15 protein-coding genes and 2 riboswitches are annotated in these 14,939 nt (G+C 45.9%); of the genes, 4 read left to right on the forward strand and 11 right to left on the reverse strand.

Annotation, left to right across the window (positions count from 1 at the left end; translation table 11 throughout):
* Nucleotides 1–9: 9 nt before the first annotated feature.
* A complete protein-coding gene (locus ABJF92_RS09240; protein ID WP_446815501.1) occupies nt 10–921 on the forward strand; it encodes a LysR family transcriptional regulator in 912 nt (303 codons plus the stop codon).
* Here the strand turns inward: ABJF92_RS09240 and ABJF92_RS09245 are convergent.
* Both ABJF92_RS09245 and ABJF92_RS09250 read right to left on the reverse strand, forming a co-directional pair.
* The gene (locus ABJF92_RS09245; RefSeq protein WP_446815502.1) at nt 918–1,337 is read right to left on the reverse strand and encodes a tetratricopeptide repeat protein; all 420 of its coding nucleotides are present in this window, start codon (nt 1,335–1,337) and stop codon (nt 918–920) included. The genes ABJF92_RS09240 and ABJF92_RS09245 overlap by 4 nt on opposite strands.
* Before the next feature lie 177 nt (nt 1,338–1,514).
* Nucleotides 1,515–2,159 carry a peroxiredoxin-like family protein gene (locus ABJF92_RS09250; protein WP_446815503.1) on the reverse strand — a complete coding sequence of 215 codons (645 nt, stop codon included), beginning with the start codon at nt 2,157–2,159 and terminating at the stop codon, nt 1,515–1,517.
* Between the two features lie 172 nt (nt 2,160–2,331).
* Between ABJF92_RS09250 and ABJF92_RS09255 the strand changes: the two genes are divergently transcribed.
* The gene (locus ABJF92_RS09255; protein ID WP_446815504.1) at nt 2,332–2,904 is read left to right on the forward strand and encodes a TetR/AcrR family transcriptional regulator; all 573 of its coding nucleotides are present in this window, start codon (nt 2,332–2,334) and stop codon (nt 2,902–2,904) included.
* 45 nt (nt 2,905–2,949) lie between these two features.
* On the opposite strand, the gene ABJF92_RS09260 is transcribed toward ABJF92_RS09255, so the two are convergent.
* The 7 genes from ABJF92_RS09260 to ABJF92_RS09290 form a co-directional block, all read right to left on the reverse strand.
* The gene (locus ABJF92_RS09260; RefSeq protein WP_446815505.1) at nt 2,950–3,597 is read right to left on the reverse strand and encodes a peroxiredoxin-like family protein; all 648 of its coding nucleotides are present in this window, start codon (nt 3,595–3,597) and stop codon (nt 2,950–2,952) included.
* A gap of 157 nt (nt 3,598–3,754) precedes the next feature.
* The gene (locus ABJF92_RS09265) at nt 3,755–4,708 is read right to left on the reverse strand and encodes an ABC transporter substrate-binding protein (protein WP_446815506.1); all 954 of its coding nucleotides are present in this window, start codon (nt 4,706–4,708) and stop codon (nt 3,755–3,757) included.
* A gap of 55 nt (nt 4,709–4,763) precedes the next feature.
* On the reverse strand, nt 4,764–5,567 hold the full coding sequence (locus ABJF92_RS09270; RefSeq protein WP_446815507.1) for an ABC transporter permease: 804 nt from the start codon (nt 5,565–5,567) through the stop codon (nt 4,764–4,766).
* Entirely contained in the window at nt 5,564–6,364 is an 801-nt protein-coding gene (locus ABJF92_RS09275; RefSeq protein WP_446815508.1) for an ABC transporter ATP-binding protein, read from the reverse strand. Before ABJF92_RS09275 ends, ABJF92_RS09270 begins: the two co-directional genes overlap by 4 nt.
* 3 nt (nt 6,365–6,367) lie before the next feature.
* Nucleotides 6,368–7,216 (reverse strand): bifunctional hydroxymethylpyrimidine kinase/phosphomethylpyrimidine kinase, encoded by an 849-nt coding sequence (gene thiD, locus ABJF92_RS09280; RefSeq protein WP_446815509.1) that lies wholly within the window; start codon nt 7,214–7,216, stop codon nt 6,368–6,370.
* A gap of 72 nt (nt 7,217–7,288) precedes the next feature.
* Nucleotides 7,289–7,390, reverse strand: a riboswitch (TPP riboswitch).
* 46 nt (nt 7,391–7,436) lie between these two features.
* The gene (locus ABJF92_RS09285; protein ID WP_446815510.1) at nt 7,437–7,619 is read right to left on the reverse strand and encodes a DUF6435 family protein; all 183 of its coding nucleotides are present in this window, start codon (nt 7,617–7,619) and stop codon (nt 7,437–7,439) included.
* 75 nt (nt 7,620–7,694) lie between these two features.
* Nucleotides 7,695–8,897 (reverse strand): MFS transporter, encoded by a 1,203-nt coding sequence (locus tag ABJF92_RS09290; RefSeq protein WP_446815593.1) that lies wholly within the window; start codon nt 8,895–8,897, stop codon nt 7,695–7,697.
* Between the two features lie 105 nt (nt 8,898–9,002).
* Between ABJF92_RS09290 and ABJF92_RS09295 the strand changes: the two genes are divergently transcribed.
* Nucleotides 9,003–9,878: a LysR family transcriptional regulator gene (locus ABJF92_RS09295; protein ID WP_446815511.1), complete on the forward strand. Its 876-nt coding sequence runs from the start codon at nt 9,003–9,005 to the stop codon at nt 9,876–9,878.
* 76 nt (nt 9,879–9,954) lie between these two features.
* Here ABJF92_RS09295 and ABJF92_RS09300 read toward each other — a convergent pair whose 3' ends face one another.
* Nucleotides 9,955–10,626 carry an energy-coupling factor ABC transporter permease gene (locus ABJF92_RS09300; protein WP_446815512.1) on the reverse strand — a complete coding sequence of 224 codons (672 nt, stop codon included), beginning with the start codon at nt 10,624–10,626 and terminating at the stop codon, nt 9,955–9,957.
* 61 nt (nt 10,627–10,687) lie between these two features.
* Nucleotides 10,688–10,836, reverse strand: a riboswitch (cobalamin riboswitch).
* A gap of 210 nt (nt 10,837–11,046) precedes the next feature.
* On the opposite strand from ABJF92_RS09300, the gene ABJF92_RS09305 reads away from it, so the two are divergent.
* Entirely contained in the window at nt 11,047–12,303 is a 1,257-nt protein-coding gene (locus ABJF92_RS09305) for a hypothetical protein (RefSeq protein ID WP_446815513.1), read from the forward strand.
* A 558-nt stretch (nt 12,304–12,861) separates the two neighbouring features.
* Here the strand turns inward: ABJF92_RS09305 and ABJF92_RS09310 are convergent.
* The gene (locus ABJF92_RS09310; protein ID WP_446815514.1) at nt 12,862–14,937 is read right to left on the reverse strand and encodes an allantoate amidohydrolase; all 2,076 of its coding nucleotides are present in this window, start codon (nt 14,935–14,937) and stop codon (nt 12,862–12,864) included.
* Nucleotides 14,938–14,939 lie beyond the last annotated feature (2 nt).

Genomic DNA, 14,939 nt, shown 5'->3' on the forward strand with positions numbered 1-14,939 from the left:
TATCCGGCTATGCAATTGGACATCAAACATTGGCAAATGCTGAGTGCGATAGATAAAGCTGGCACCCTAAGGAAAGCGGCTCAAGCCTTGGCAATTAGTCAATCTGCCCTAAGTCATAGATTAGCGGAAGCCGAGCGGCGCTTAGGTGGCAGCCTCTTTGAAAAAGAGGGTCGAGGGTTGCGTTTAACTCCGGCAGGACGTGCCATGACACAAACAGCCAATCAAATTATCCCCATATTGCAACGAGCAGAGTTTGACTTTCAGCAACTGGCCCACAAACAAACTTATGTGGTGCGCTTTGGGATTGCCGCTTACACCTGCTATCACTGGCTGCCCGCTTTCTTAAGGTTTCTGAAAGCGACAGAACCTCGACTGCAATTAGAATTAGTTGCCTCTGCTACCCAAAACCCTTTGGCCAGCTTACAACAAGGAGAGGTGGATGTGATCTTAGCACCCGGTCACCTAACACAACCTGGCGTCGAAGCTTATCAGGTTTTCACAGATGAGCTGGTTTTAGTAACTCACCCTGACCATAAATTAGCAAGTAAGGTCTTTATAGAGGCTGCAGATTTAACCAGTGAGGACTATTTAACTTACAGTAAAAGCGCACAACCTGGGTTTGAATATGAAAGGTTTATTCGACCTTCTGGAGTGTTTCCCCACCTTGTAACTGTTGTTGAAGCAACAGATGCGATACTTGAATTGGTGGCGGCAGGATTTGGGGTGAGTATATTGTCCCGCTGGGCGATACAAGCCAGCTTAAAAAACAACACATTAAAAGCCGTGAGTTTAGGAGAGCATGCCCTAGGGTTAGAATGGTCAGCATTAATACGTCAAATTGAGTCTGAAAATTCTGGCGCCCGAATGGTCGCCAACCTGTTAGCTCAATGGTTTGCCGACCACAACGACAAGTCAGCCTAAGCAGATTCCAGCTTTTTTATGAGCTGCTGAATCTCTGTCTTTAAATCTTTATCAATAATATTCTGAGCATTGGTTTTGGCTTGTTGCAAACTCACTAAAGCAGCTTGAGTGTCACCCAGCTCAACCTTCAATAACGCCACAGAATAACCAATGGAAGCCATATATTCTTGGGCATTTTTTGCCTTGGCTTTGCTCAGGGCCTTTTCATAAATGCTGATCGCTAAATCAAAATCTTCGGTAAAATCCCCAAGGGTTTCCCACTGCACTGGATGATCTTTATCGCTGCCATCATGTAACTCACATAGCTGCTTAAGCTTTGTATAATGCCCATCAAAGCTTGCTTGATCTTTTTTCTGAGCCGCCGTCATTAACGCCTTCGCCAATGCATGGACTTCTTTATACACTCTTGTGTTCATGGATACTTACTCTTGCGTCGCCAATATTGAAGATGACTAATGGTAGAGCAATTCCATGATGAAACCAGTGTTTAATGGCTATTTGCCTTACCCAAATGCAAAAAGCCAGCTTATCGTTCCCGATAAACTGGCTAAAGCTGTTAAGACTGCGTCATAGGCAACGCAATCAAAACACTTTTATAGGGCTTTAAGAGCCTCTACAATTTCAGCAGGCTCTTGGCGAGCTGTGTAGTCTGCATCAACAAATGCGCTGGCAACCGTACCATCTTGTGCAATAACAAAAGTCGCTGCTAATGGTAGATCAAACTGACCTTCGCCATTGTGTTTTTCTACATCGATGCCAAAAGACAGGTAAATTGGGCGCAGTTCTTCAGGTAGAGAGAACACCAAACCTAGGCTCTTAGCGTACGCTGAATTTACATCAGATAGCACTTCAAACTCTAGAGCATTTTTCTCTGCAGTAGACAAAGACGCATCAGGCAATTCTGGTGTAATGGCAACAAGTGTAGCGTTTTGCGCTTTAATGTTTGCTAGCTGATCTTGGTAAGCTTTTAGCTCAAGATTACAGTACGGGCACCAACCGCCGCGGTAGAAAGTTACGACAACAGGGCCTTGTGCCAATAAATCTGCCAATGTCACTTCGTCACCATTTTGGTTTGGCAAAGCAAATGTTGGCATAGTGTCTGCTACTTTAGGTGCTTTATCGACAATGCCCGAATCTGCCAAGTTTTGAGTGGCTAGCTTCATAAGCTCTTGAACATTTAATGGCGCTTTTTGTACAAAGCCAGCTTTATATTCTGCAATCTGATCTTGTAAAGACATGAATAACCTCAGCAATAAAATTTATCTTGAGCTGTTATTCAAACAGCATTTGAACGAACATTCAACATTATATTGAGCATTTACTCAAATTGATTGCAGTCTCCATAATTGAGTCGATATAATGGCTAAAAGTGCACCAATTTCGGATAAATTCAAACTCAGGGACTTCCACATGGCGAAAGCACAATATGACAAACAGCAGGTTTTGCAACATGCAACGTCGGCCTTTTGGCAGCTTGGTTATCACGCCACATCCATGCAAACCCTAGTCGCGGAAACAGGCCTAAAGCCGGGTAGCCTTTATTTGGCTTTTGGTAACAAGGAGGGTTTATTTAAAGCTTCTTTAGACTATTACGCCCAACAATCCGTCGATCAACTCACTGCTCTGTTAGCGCAATACGAAAAACCAGAGGACGCTCTTCCAAAGATTCTCATGGGCTTTATCGAAGAATCCCAACAAGCGGACTATTGCAGTTGTTTTCTGGTTAAAAGCCAACTAGAGCTCACCCCAGAGCATGCCTCGTTAAAGAATTACGTTTCCAAGTGCTTACGCAAAATTGAAAACATTTACACCCAGAAACTGCTAACAACCAATTCCGAGGCTGAAGCTAGCGCTAAGGCTGCAAGCCTAATGCTGCATATATTTGGGATCCGTGTATACGGTTATCACGAAGGGTCAAAAGCGGACTTAGTAGCAGCGGTACGTGTCGGACTGCCTTGGTTAACTTGGCCATCGGTACATTGATGCAAGCCAACCCTTGCATCAATGTAGTAGAGGTTAGCTGCTCTCTTATAGGGCTTGTAGCGCCTGAATAATATCCGCTGGCTCAGAACGAGTGCGGTAATCCACATCCACAAAGCGCCATACAACTTCCCCTTGTTGGTTGATCACAAAGGTTGCAGGGGTTGGCAGAATTTGGCCATTGCCGTTGTTAATACTTTCTAAGTCTAACTGACGATCAACCTTCATATGTTCCAACAAGAACTCAGGTACTTCCCAGGCCACACCATATTGAGCGGCAACTTGAGCACCTTGATCAGACAGTACTTGGAAAGTCATTTTGCTGATGTCATTTTTGCTCATGCTATCATCTGGCACTTGCGGGCTGATAGCAACAAGCTCAGCCCCTAGGGCATGAATTTCATCTAAATGAGCCTGTAAAGCCCTCAGTTGTAAGTTGCAATATGGGCACCAACTGCCACGGTAAAAACTCACCACAACAGGGCCTTTTTCGAGAAGCGTGGACAGACTAACAGTTTCACCCTCTTGATTTGGTAATGCAAAGTCTGGAGCTATTTGTGCCACTTTAAGTGCTTCATCACCTTGCTCAAACGCTTTAGCTTTCGCCATAAGCGCATCTACTTTTTTCATAAATTCAGGATTAGCATTACGAGATTGCTCAATTTTGGCATCGGTTTGTGCTTTTAATGTGGTCATTGTATTCCTTCATTATTCCTATCAAACAATTTGTGCCTAGGGCGGCACTGAGCGTGCTACCACACTAATACCTAAGCCAAGTGTCAACCAGTAGTTAAAAAAGTAAAGAATGAGGAACTAGGATTAAAAAGGCCGCATATAGCGGCCTTAGAGTTTTTTAGCGAGATAGTACGGGAACGTAGTCTTTGGCTTCAGGTAAGCGACTAATAATTTTTTGCTCGTACATGAAACGAGCATAGTGATCATAACGAGAGAGATCAACCGCGGCGGGGCGCAGTGCAAAGCGGCTCAGGGTTGCCAGCCAAGCAAGTCGATTTAACTCGTTGTCCAAAGTATCTGGCGAGTAAGCAACAAACTCCTGCCAAGAGGTTTCTGGGTGATTGAGAATATACACGGTGGCTTGTTCAATGGCCTGATTAAACGCCTGTAAAGCAGCGGTATCGTAGTCATTAGCATTGGCGACAAATACCAGTTCATCGTAAACCGGCACTTGATGCTCCTCTGGAAAAAACGCTTTGGCAGCAATACCTTCTAAGGCTAATTGGTTGGTTTCAAAGTTTCGAAAGCCACCCCATGTCGCATCGACTTGACCTGATGCTAAAGATGAGGACAGAGCCCAACCAACATTCACAATGGTCACGTCCTGATAATCCACGCCATGGGCATTTAGCATGGTGCCAACAATCGCTTCTTCGTTACCCGCCACCGAGATGCCGATTTTCTTACCCGCTAAATCCGCAATACTATTAATCTTGCCATTGTCTAGCACGGTCAGAGTATTGAGCGGCGTGGCGACTAGAGTCGCGGCACGGATCAGCGGCAAACCTGCGGCCACATCCATAATTAAGTTAGGCTGATAAGACACCGCTAAATCTACCTTGCCAGCGGCCACTAACTTAGCAGGTGTGCTTGGGTCCGCAGGTTCTTGAATATTGACGGTTAAGCCTTGATCCGCAAAGTAGCCCTTTTGTTGAGCGATCACAATGGGGCCATGATTAGGATTTACAAACCAATCCAGCATTAAATCCAGTGACTTTTCTGCCGCCGGTAAAGGCGCTGCAAGTAAACTGGCACAAAGCGCTAGCGCGCTTAAAACTTTGTTATTTTTCATTATCTTTCCTTTTGTTAAAAAACCTTTGAATAACCATCCATCACAGCCTTAGCCCTTACCAATGGATGTAGCGTTTTAATAAGAAATCCGAGACAAAGTAGAGGGTGACGGATAGTCCAGAGAGGATAAAAAGTGCGGCAAACATTTCGTCGACCATCATGCGTGCATTGGCCTGTAGCATGAGATAGCCCAAACCTTCACTGGACCCTACCCACTCCCCAGCAATCGCACCGATCGGCGCAATAACCACAGCGATACGAACACCAGAGGCCAAGGTTGGTAACGAAGCAGGCCATTGCACATAACGAAGTCTTTGCCACTTGCTCGCTCCCATGGTTTGCACCAAGTCCAAATAGCCTTGCGGGGTGTTACGCAAACCGTCATAACAACAGGTGGTCACTGGGAAAAAGATGATGATGGCGGCCATTAGAATCTTGGAAGCCATGCCGTAACCAAGCCACAGCATTAAAATCGGTGCGAGAGCAAACACAGGAATCGCCTGACTAACAATTAGGATGGGCAACAACCAACGTTTTAACGGCTTAAAAAACAGCATTTGTAAAGCAAAGAACAAGCCCATGGTAAGGCCAAGAATCAAGCCATAAATGATCTCTTGGGCGGTCACCAAGGTGTGCTTAAGCAATACGTCATAACGCTGAAAAAGCTTTTCCAGCACCTCCATGGGCCCAGGTAAGATAAAATTAGGAAGGGCTAATGCACTGACCAATATCTGCCACAACAGCAAGATAAAGAGAAAACATCCAAGCCCAGTGAGAAACTTGGAGAGAGGCGCGGTTGAACGAGCCATTACCAAATTTGCACGGTGAGAGGCGGGGTCTAGTGGCGAAAAGTCACTCACTGTAAGCCTCCTTTCATAGCACTTTGTAGCAAGGTCATTATCCTTTGCTGAAGATTGGCACACTCGCCGTCGTATTCTCGAGGCGGCGGATTAATAGGCACAGATAAGGCTTCGACTCGGCTTGGACGCCCCTTGAAGATATACATATTGTGAGCCAATCGAATGGCCTCAAGAGGGTCATGAGTGACTAAAATAACAGTTTTATCGGCCAACAATTCATAGGCCAAGGTCTGTAAACGGTGACGTGTTACCGCATCGAGTGCAGAAAATGGCTCATCCATGAGAATGACGCCTTTGTCCTGCATCAAGGTTCGAGCGAGCGCCACGCGCTGGCGCATGCCACCAGACAATTGTTGAGGGAATTGCTGTTCATGTTCCGCTAAGCCTACTTGCTCCAGCAGTATTTTAGCCTGCTCTATAACGCCCTCGTGTTCAGCCTTACCTGAAGCCGTATCAGCAAATTTTCGACTCAGCAGCACATTGTCCAGCACAGTCAGCCAAGGCAATAACAAATCCTGTTGTGCCATGTAAGCCACTTGTGATTTTAAACTTGCGGAATCTGGATAAATATTAAGTTCTCCAGACCACAGTACCTGATCATCCAACAAACCCGCGAGGAACTTCAAAAGAGTAGATTTACCACCGCCACTAGGGCCAAGCAAACAGGTCCACTGTCCTGGGGGTACATCCATAGAGAGCTTATCTACTATGGCTTCATGACCTTGCAAATAGGTAATCTGAAGGTTGCTAAGCATTATCCCTAGCGGGCCTTTGTGGGTATCGGATGAGTGAGGCAAAAGCTAAACTCCCCGGAAAAAGTGATGAACGGGGCCGTGGCCCTGTCCTACTTTTAGCTCATCAGCATTCGCAATGGCTTGGCCGATATAGGCTTTCCCTAATGCCACTGCCTGCGATAATTCATAACCTTGGGCCAGATAACACGCGATCGCCGAAGAAAGCGTACAGCCTGTGCCATGGGTATTTTTGGTTTGAATACGAGGTGCCGATAAGTGCTCAATGTGATCGGCAAAGATTAATAAATCAGTGCTGTCTGTTTCTTGCTCTAGATGCCCTCCTTTCAGTAAAACCGCCCCGCAATCTAGCTGCCTAAGCTGACTCACCATGTCTGTCATGGTTTTAGTGTCTTGAGGTAAAGGCGCCCCTGTTAATGCCACCGCTTCAGGTAAATTTGGTGTAATTAAATCAGCCAGAGAAAAGAGTTCAGTTTTGAGGGTGGCAATGGCGTCTTGCTGCAACAGTAAATCACCACTGGTGGCCACCATCACAGGGTCAATCACCACGCAAGGCGGTCGATATGCGATTAGCTTTTTTGCCACCAACTTAATGATGTCACAGTCCGCTAGCATGCCAATTTTAACGACCTGAACATTCAGGTCAGAAAAAACAGCATCCAGTTGTTTTTCAACATATTCTAGAGGGATAGGAAAGATGGCATCAACACCTAAAGTGTTTTGTGCCGTGATCGCCGTGATCACCGAACAAGCATAGCCACCGGTGGCACTGATGGCCTTAATATCTGCTTGAATGCCGGCACCACCGCCACTATCTGAGCCAGCAATGGTCAAGACAATAGGCGTTGCTTGAGGGGGTAACATATCAGTAGCGGCTGTGAGAGACGGCTTTGACATAGTGGCTCCAAAACGAGCGTAGGAACTATATCAAGTCATAGAATAAACGAATGCAGCGGGCATTTGTCGAGACAGAAACGACCTATAGTTCCCTACGCCAGTGTTAACTGAATCAGGTTCAACGGGTCTGCATCACATGCACTCTCAGCCAAATTGGCCCCCCGACTATATGCCACCATAGTAACAAGTTTTCTCTAAAGCGCAACCGGCGAGCACAGGCTTAGCGGGTACCTTTCTCTGCCTCCAGCGCATCCAGCTGTGCCTTGATTTGCTCTGCCTGCTCGGTGAGTTCAGCATAGCCGCGAATGTCGCCACTGCGTTGTGCTTGCATGGCCTGCTCTAATTTCTCAGCATAGCTCTTATGGAGTTTTTTACTTGGGTCGGACTTAAATAAAGAAAACATATCGGCTCTTTTATATTGTGAATTGAAGTATTTATGTTTCATACGCAAGTCATCCAAATGCGGATGAGTTTTATACTAAAGCTTTACCAAGTTCTCATGGCAAGCACTGTCTCGCCAGATCAAACTTAACCCAGCCAGCAGCACCACACCTAATACTAGCCAAGATGCCCCGATCACTCCGCTCCACCCCCATAATTGCCAAAATGGGTCTAAATACAAGCCTCCAATACTGGCCCCCAAATAATAAAACAGTAGATACAGAGACGATGCACTGGCTTTGGCTTGCTTGGTTTGACGACTCACCATACCACTGGTGGTGGAATGGCATAAGAAAAAGCCAAAACTGTTAATCAGTAAGCCAAGAATAATCGACCACAATGCATCCCCTAAGGTCACCAAAGAGCCCAACATAAAGATACAACTGCCAAGCACCATGATAGGTGCCTGCCCCCAACGTTTGGCTAATTTACCCGATAACGCGGAACCTAACGTTCCTGCTAAGTAGGTCAAAAACAACAAGCCCACGTACTTAGCGCTTAAATGATAAGGCGCGCCTTCAAGCAAAAAAGTTACATAGCTATATTGGTTAATAAAGATTAGAAAGCTTAGGCCGCCGATTAAATAACAAGTTAGTAAGCGCGGATTGCCCAAATGACCACCCATGTCTGATAGTACATGACCGAGTCTTAGTGGCTTAGGGATAAAATGCTGAGAAGCGGGCAACAGCCAATTAAACGCTAATAAACAACATAAGCTGACGATAGACATCGCCAAAAAAGCCGCCGAATACCCCAACCACTCACCAATAAAGCCACCAACCAAGCGACCACCAATTCCCCCTAACGTGTTACCTCCGATGTATAAACCTACTGCCACCACTAAGGCTTCAGGTGTGTATTCGTCTCCTAAATAGGCCACAGCAATAGCAGGTAGGCCTGCTAAGAAAAAGCCTTGTACTGCTCTTAGTAACAACAGGGATTCGTAACTGTTCACTTGCGATAAACAGAAGGTGGTGAATGTGACGCCAACTAAAGTCATCACCATAATTCCTTTACGTCCAAGAGCATCGGAAATGGGCCCGTAAAATAATAAGGACACCCCTAACGTTAACGTGGTAATGGTAAAGCTAGCACTGGCTTGTAAGGGGCTAATGGCAAACTCATTCGCGATCATGGGCAACAATGGCTGGGTAACATAAACATTGGCGAACACCATGATGGAGCCTAGCACCAGTGCAAATGTCCCCTGCCAAAACTTACCACTGCCTGCTTCTATCATTGCAACCTCTGCGCTCATCTACTGAAGATTCTTTCTGGGCCACTATACGCTTAGGATTTTTATCAATAAAATATATCTAACTTATCAAAATCATAAGAGATATTGATGGATACAAAACCCTTGCGCTACCTAATCGCTATTGCCGACCAACGAAGTTTTACCAAAGCAGCCCAACAACTAGGGGTTGCTCAACCCGCTGTCAGCATGGCAATGAAAAAGCTCGAAACGGACTTAGGACTGACACTTATCCATCGCCGAGATAAAAACATCAGCCTCACCGATGAAGGGAAAAAGTTACTGCTACATGCTCGGCGAATCGTACAAGCCTGTGATGAAGCGCTATTGGAAATGAGCGAGCTAAATGAACTCTCCCAAGGTGAGGTTCGAGTCGGCATACCCAGCATGATGGGTTCCTATTATTTTCCACCGATACTCATGGCCTTTCGTCATAAATACCCCACCCTAACCTTAAAAGTCATTGAAGGCGGGACTTGGCAACTGCAAAAAATGCTTGAGAAAGGGGAACTGGATTTGAGCGTAATCGTCACAGAATCCCTGCCTGACAACCTCGCTATCCAACCTTTAATACGGGAAGAAATGCTGGTAACCGTTGCCACCGATCATGCTTTTAGCGAGCTTAAAAGCGTGACGCCAGAAGCGTTTTTTGAAGAAGAACTGGTAATGTTCAAGGAGGGATACTTTCATCGTCGTATTGTCGATTCTCTAGCGCAAAGTACGGGGATGACGCCTAAAATCAGCTTTGAAACCAATCTAATTCCACTGATTAAATCCATAACCCAGCAAGGCTTCGGCATTTCTACCCTACTTGCCATGGTAATAGAAAAAAACGACCAACTGATTACTCGCTCATTTGAGCCACCTATTTGGCTCGATTTAAGCATTGCTTGGCGCAAAGACAGCTACCTTTCCAAAGCAAACCAAGCCTTTCTAGACTTTGTCACCCAACACGGTCAAAGATAAAAAAATACCCGCCAGTTGAGAAATTGCTCTACTGGCGGGTATTTTTAGCTGTTCACAAGTACAACAAACCAAAGGATTAGCTAAACAGGCGAGTCTCAAACAAACTGGACTTTTTCATACGATCCAAATGTTTTGCACCAACTAAAATAGCCAAGTCCAACACAGGCTCAATCAGTACGACACTCAAATAGGCCAGACTAAAAGTCGCCACGGACGTTAGGTTTTCTGCGCCAAAGCCTTGTCCGTAAAATGCCCAAAATGCTACCCAAGCGATAATGCCACCTTGATAAGTTAAAGACAGTTGCAACGCCTGCTTATAAGAAATGTCGACATAAGCTGTTTTAGTACTAATCACTCGATTAGACACAGCAGCCATAGCAAACAGCGGCAATAACAAGGTGGTGACATTCATGCCATATTGGGGCAAATCAAAAGGAGCGAACAGCAAGCCTTGCAGTAAAAGCCCCATAAACAAACCGATTGAAGCCGCACCCGCGCCAAACATTAAGAATAACGTTGACCCTAAAATGAAGTGAACTTCAGATACTCCCACCCCATGATGAGGCATCACTTCGAAGAAGAAAAACACCAATAAACTGGTCAGGGAACTACGAGCCAACAAGGACAGCAAGCCTTTTTGTTTGATCGTATCAATAGAAGCTTTTGCAGACAGGCCAAAAGCGGCCAAAGCAGTGGCGTAACTTAACGCCATTTTTGCGCCATCAACGACGCCAGGTTCAATATGCATATTCATGTCCTAAAAATGATTCATACCACCCGTATGAAGCAAATTTGTGGATACCTTTAAGCATCCTAAATAAATGAAGGCCGGTCTCCGGACTTACAAATCACCATTGGCAATTTATTCACCGTTGCGGGGGCAGCATAGGCTTAGTAAAAACATACCTATTTCCCAGTTTCACCAGTACACACTGGCACCTTCATCCTCTCTACTACTGACTATAAAACCATCAACAGCATTATTGGCAAGCTTACGTACTAATCGTCTTAATCACAACTTAAAAACATTCATCTTAACTCGCAAAAACTTGATAAGTGTCACTCATCATTCACCGATAAAAAGAATCCATACAACTCGGAACATTAATTGCTTACAATAAATTACTTTGCAAATCTCTTTACAACCATCTTTGGACACGGAGTCTTCATGAAGCCTAATAAAGCCATACTCACTGCTACGACATTTGCCGCACTTTCTCTGGTTGGCTGTGCCTCTAACCCAGATTCCAGCAATGCGTTACAAGCTGATGCGATTCAATCTGAAACCAACAGCCAAATAGCCCTGGTAAAAGCTGACTTGGACACCGCAATCGAGCAGCTTAATGAAGCAGAACTTGATGAGCTTGCTTGGTTTGCAGAAGACTCTATGGAAGCCGCTAATAAAGCTCTAGAGGCTGCCAAAGAGACCTACGGTGAATTTGAATTCGACCCGAGTAAGGCCAATGACAGTACAGGTTTTTTTAGTTCTAAAACCTACCTAGAAGCAACCCATGAAAACCTTGAGCTGTTTAATCAACACTACAATCAAGCGCAGACTATACGCACTGAGGCCATGACGACCTTAGCCACTGCATTCGACAATCGCCATTATCTGGATGAATTGGATGCCAACCTCTACTTCCCTAAAACCGTGACCGAGCTTGATAAAGAGCTTAAATCTCTAGTGGATAGCTTGGCAGAGGGTGACAAAGACGAGGCTATTGAGAAACAACCTAGCTTAACAAGTAAGCAAAACACCCTCATTATCAAAGTGACCACTGTGGTTTACCTAGGCGAGGCAGAAGAACAGCTACAGAAACTACTGCAAGCCGATATTGCCAGTCATGCTCCAAAAAGCTTGTCACAAGCTTCCGCCAACCTCACTGCTGCCAAAGCCTTTATTGCAACTGACCCACGTGCAATTGAAGAAATCGTTGCAAAATCAGAAGGGGTTTACTTCTTCCTTGATCATGCTGAGCAAGTGGCTACCGCGGTTAAACACTTAAAAGGCACTTCAGCAAAAGATTATGAAACTTATATTCTTGATCTTGAAAACATCTTGTTGGAAATTAGCGAGGCACTCGGTGCAGAAGATGGCCGTGACCAAACGCTAACCGAGCAAGGAAAAGCCATTGTTAGCTTTATCAAGCAAAGCCTAGAAGACGCTGAAACAGCGCTACAATCCCAACAAGATGACAAAACTGCGTTGGAGAATCAGCAACTTGCGTTAGATGCCAAAGACAGCAAAATCAACAATCTACGAGTACAACTTGGTGACCTTAACGCCCAGCTAACGGCAGCAAAAAATAAACAAGCAAGCCTACAACAAGCTCTAGATGCCGCCACCCAAGCACCTGAAGAAAACCTTGAAAGTGACACGCTTGAAGAAGCGGATGAAGTGGTAGCTGAAGAAGCCGCAGAGTAAGCACTCTAACCCCCGACTTCTGTACAAAATGGCCAAGGATGGCCTCTAGGAGCTTTTGTTAAACTGGGAGTGACTCCCAGCCGAATAAACCTTGCAAAAAACTCTCATTGACTGCGCCTAAGCGAACGTTCGCGCCTGCGCGTGGAGCGCGTTGCAGTCAATAAGGGTTTTACGAATAAGACTATACATGTAGCTAAGCGCACCCATTGTGGATGGTAAATAAAGGATGTGGGCTAAATAGAGTTTGCTAGAAAGCTCTCATCGACTGCGCCTAAGCGACCGTTCGCGCCTGCGCGTGGAGCGCGGTGCAGTCAATGAGGGCTTGATCTCTTAACCCGAAAACTGCCCGGGAAGTCCTAGCGATCAATAAGAACTTTGCAAATTAAGCACAAGATTATCACTGATGAACTTAGCGACTTTTCCTTTGCAATCAAAAAGCTCTCATCGGCTGCGCCTAAGCGACCGTTCGCGCCGGCGCGTGGAGCGCGGTGCAGTCAATGAGAGCTTTTATGAATAAACCTAAACCTACCATGTTAAAACAAGAGTCTAAGATAAGAGCTAAACAACCGTTTGCTGCAAAAACATCACATCTTCGGTCGAGAAGGCCTCTAAATCTTGATTGCTGCTAATCAAAGTAAACACCTCCTGATAAGAATGCTTAGAGCTATCATAAAGCGCCACAAGGGTTTTATCCCCTACTTGCAGGTTATGACCTTCTCCAAAAGCGTTGTATCTGGCAGCGCCTACTGACAACAAAATCTCACTTGGATAGCTCGCCTGAGCCAGCAAATCTTGTAAATCATGCAAGATACCTTCGCCTTTCTGCTGGGCAAAACGCGCCACCACCCAATCCAATAAAGACTCATAAAAATAACTGTAAGCAGCAACCGAAACATCTTCAGAGCATGGCTGCCACTTGTCGCCACGTTGTAGAAAACCACAAATACGGTAGTGCTCTAAACTGCTCTCTTCACTAAAATTAGCAAGCGCAATTTCTTGAGAAGCCAAGCCTTTACTGGCCTCGCCCCAGTTCTTTTTCTCGGCAAGCTTCGTCACCTTAGCATTACGGAACGACACATCATTCACTAGCGTCATCGCGTAAGGAGACAAGCCAATGACCGACTTATCATCCGCGTATTGCAAGCGAACTTTAAGTGCTAACTCTGGCTCAATTTGAACTTTAGGTTCTATCCCCTCTTCACTAAGGGGCAGTTTGAGCAAAGAGCTCGAATAAGGGTTACAAGCCAAATAGGCTTCTTGGCACTGCGGCACATAGAAAGGAAAAATCGCCTGAGGTCCCGCTTGTTCAGCTGGCGAATCAAAGCCATTGATCTCCCCTGTTTGCTCCAAATGTCCTGCGGAATTACCGCCAATACCAAGACCGAGCAAAGGCTCGGAAGTAGGCTTGTATTGAGCGCCGACACTTTTAATCATGCTGACAAAACAGTCTAACGCCACCGCCACATCCGGTGTTTCCACCTTCTCTCGTGGGTTATGACTGATGCCTTTTTCACAACGGACAAACAGCATGCCTATGTCTGCAATATTGGCGATGATCATGGCATCGTGTCCAGCACCACTCGACAAAGACAAAGCCGCTTTTTGAGTATGACGCTCAACTACTCTCGCCCATTGTTGCTGTAAGCCTTCATCGCAAGGCACAGCTTCGGCTTCATAAAGCTTATTAACCTTACAGTCGATTGCACGCTCAAGAGCGATCACCTCTAAAAACGCCAAGACATCACTGCACGCGTTTTCCAATCGGCTTTGCACCTGGCTACGAATATCAATAGTAAAGGTCACTTTACCGGGAATTACATTCACCGCCCCGGGCTCAACTTGGCATTTACCAACGGTCGCTACAACACCGTTTTCCATGGCATATTTTTCAATGGCCAACATCATTTGTGCAGCACAAGGCAAGGCATCTTGGCGTAACGACATAGGCACAGTGCCCGCATGACCGGCGACACCAGTGAGCGATACTTGATAACGCTTAGCTCCGGCAATGCCCGTGACCACACCAACCGCTAGGTCTTCATTTTCCAACACTGGACCTTGCTCAATGTGCACCTCAAGGTAAGCCAGAATTTCTTCGCGGGTACGGTTATCTTTTCCCGCTAATGCGGGGTCCAACCCAAAGGTTTCCATCGCTTGTGCCATGGTAATACCGTTAGCATCTTCCACCTCTAACCAAGCAGGGTCGAAGTCACCCGAAACCGCACTTGAGCCAATTAAGGTAGTGTTAAAACGCGTGCCTTCTTCATCTGCAAAGGCCACCACATCAATGTGAAAAGGAAATTCCTCTTCTTTGAGAGCGTCTAAAGCTTCAATGGCTAACAGCACACCGAGCATGCCGTCATATTTACCCGCATTTACCACAGTATCGCTATGAGAGCCTAATAACAGAGTCGGTAGGCTCGGATCTTTCGCAACCTTGCGTCCCCATTGGTTGCCAACACTGTCCTGCCAAATTTCCAATCCAGCCTGCTGCATCCAAGTAGCAATTTGCCCATTCGCCGCTTTGTGCTCAAGGGTTAAATAGGAGCGACTTAGGCCATAATCTATGTCGCTGAAGGTCGCCAAAACCTCGGCTTGTTCCATGACTTTGGCGGCACGGCTTGCGTCTTTCATCT

The organism is Marinomonas sp. (assembly GCF_039940335.1).
GTDB lineage: Bacteria > Pseudomonadota > Gammaproteobacteria > Pseudomonadales > Marinomonadaceae > Marinomonas.

Bases quoted from the DNA above. Each gene is read 5' to 3' on its own strand.
- ABJF92_RS09240 (WP_446815501.1), top strand. From the start codon at position 10: ATGCAATTGGACATCAAACATTGGCAAATGCTGAGTGCGATAGATAAA.
- ABJF92_RS09245 (WP_446815502.1), bottom strand. From the start codon at position 1,337: ATGAACACAAGAGTGTATAAAGAAGTCCATGCATTGGCGAAGGCGTTA.
- ABJF92_RS09250 (WP_446815503.1), bottom strand. From the start codon at position 2,159: ATGTCTTTACAAGATCAGATTGCAGAATATAAAGCTGGCTTTGTACAA.
- ABJF92_RS09255 (WP_446815504.1), top strand. From the start codon at position 2,332: ATGGCGAAAGCACAATATGACAAACAGCAGGTTTTGCAACATGCAACG.
- ABJF92_RS09260 (WP_446815505.1), bottom strand. From the start codon at position 3,597: ATGACCACATTAAAAGCACAAACCGATGCCAAAATTGAGCAATCTCGT.
- ABJF92_RS09265 (WP_446815506.1), bottom strand. From the start codon at position 4,708: ATGAAAAATAACAAAGTTTTAAGCGCGCTAGCGCTTTGTGCCAGTTTA.
- thiD (WP_446815509.1), bottom strand. From the start codon at position 7,216: ATGTCAAAGCCGTCTCTCACAGCCGCTACTGATATGTTACCCCCTCAA.
- ABJF92_RS09285 (WP_446815510.1), bottom strand. From the start codon at position 7,619: ATGTTTTCTTTATTTAAGTCCGACCCAAGTAAAAAACTCCATAAGAGC.
- ABJF92_RS09290 (WP_446815593.1), bottom strand. From the start codon at position 8,897: ATGATAGAAGCAGGCAGTGGTAAGTTTTGGCAGGGGACATTTGCACTG.
- ABJF92_RS09295 (WP_446815511.1), top strand. From the start codon at position 9,003: ATGGATACAAAACCCTTGCGCTACCTAATCGCTATTGCCGACCAACGA.
- ABJF92_RS09300 (WP_446815512.1), bottom strand. From the start codon at position 10,626: ATGCATATTGAACCTGGCGTCGTTGATGGCGCAAAAATGGCGTTAAGT.
- ABJF92_RS09305 (WP_446815513.1), top strand. From the start codon at position 11,047: ATGAAGCCTAATAAAGCCATACTCACTGCTACGACATTTGCCGCACTT.
- ABJF92_RS09310 (WP_446815514.1), bottom strand. From the start codon at position 14,937: ATGAAAGACGCAAGCCGTGCCGCCAAAGTCATGGAACAAGCCGAGGTT.